The organism is Nocardioides sp. CPCC 206347 (assembly GCF_048654605.1).
Taxonomy (GTDB): domain Bacteria; phylum Actinomycetota; class Actinomycetes; order Propionibacteriales; family Nocardioidaceae; genus Nocardioides.
Map to the genome: position 1 here is coordinate 1 of NZ_JBMCYZ010000017.1, position 1,309 is coordinate 1,309.

The 1,309-nt window shown below is 62.9% G+C and carries 1 protein-coding gene; it reads right to left on the minus strand.

From position 1 onward, the window contains the following. Positions 1 to 35: 35 nt before the first annotated feature. Positions 36 to 1,238, minus strand: a complete 1,203-nt coding sequence (locus ACOACQ_RS24070; protein WP_378596200.1) for an IS481 family transposase — start codon at positions 1,236 to 1,238, stop codon at positions 36 to 38. Between the last annotated feature and the right edge of the window lie 71 nt (positions 1,239 to 1,309).

The following is a 1,309-nucleotide window of genomic DNA, read 5'->3' on the forward strand; positions in this document are numbered from 1 at the left end:
TGTGATCTCGCAAGAGATAGGAAAGATCCGAACCCTCATTGGGGGTTCGGATCTTTCTGGTTTTTGGGTTGGTAGTCGCGGTTGGTGTCGATGGTGAGCTCGCGGAGGAGTTCGCCGGTGATGGCGTTGACGACACGGACTTCCAGGTCCTGGATGATCAGGATGACGTGGGTTCCCTTGTGGGTTCGGCCGATGCCGATGTGGCGTAGTTGACCGGCTACGCGCAGTGTCACGGTGCCGGATTTGTCGACCTTGTCGTGCCGGATGCGGTCGTGGGTGTCGGACTCACGGTTCTCGCCTGGGAGTGCTTTGGGCATCGTGTCGTAGAGCGCTGCGGGGGTCGCTCGGTGTGGCAGCGAGCGGTGCGGGCGCCGGTGGTTGTACTCGGTGACGAACTCGTCGATCAAGGCTTGTAGTTCGGTGATCGTGGCCGGCTGGGTCGGTTGGGCGCGGAGCCATTTCTTCATGGTCTGCTGGAAGCGCTCTACCTTGCCGCAGGTGGTGGGGTGGCTGGGGCGTGAGTTCTTCTGGGTGACGTGCCAGGTGCGGAGTTGTTGTTCGAATCCGTTGCGGCCGCCTTGGCGTCCGATGCCGGCCAGTCGGACGGTGTAGACCATGCCGTTGTCGGTCAGTGTTGATGCGGGAATGCCGTGTTGACCTGCGGCTTTGCGGAAGGTGGCTTTGACGATCGGGGTCGTGATCGCCAGGTGTGCGGACACGTGCAGGGCGTAGCGGGTGCAGTCGTCGAGCCAGGTGATGATTTCGATGCCCTTGGGGTACTTCTTGGTGTTGGTGAGTGGGTAGTGGGTGAAGTCGGACTGCCAGGTCTCGTTGGGCATCTGGGCTTGGAAGCGGATGTAGGACGACTTGGGTCTCTTTTTCGGTTCGGGCATGACGAGCCCGGCGCGGGTCAGGTAGCGGCTGATCGTGGCGACCGAGGTGGTGATGTCGTGGTGCTGGGTGAGGTGCCAGGCGATGGTGTCGGGGCCGGCGTCCAGGCCCGTAGCGCTGAGGTTGTTGCGGAGCTCGATGATCAGCTCGACGGTGCTGGGCGGGGTAGCGGTCGGGCTGGTGTGGGGGCGCCGTGATCGGGGTTCGTAGGCGGCCTCGCCTTCGGCTCGGTAGCGGGCGATGAGTTTGCTGACCCAGCTCTCGGATACGCCGTAGGCGCGGGCGACCTCGGCTTGTTGGCGGTGCTCGAGGATGACGGCGGTGATGACCAGTCGGGCTTTCGACACCGGTGCAGCGTGGTGCGCGGATCTTTCCTATGTCTTGAGAGATCCCTTTCCTATGTCCTGAGCCAGAACAC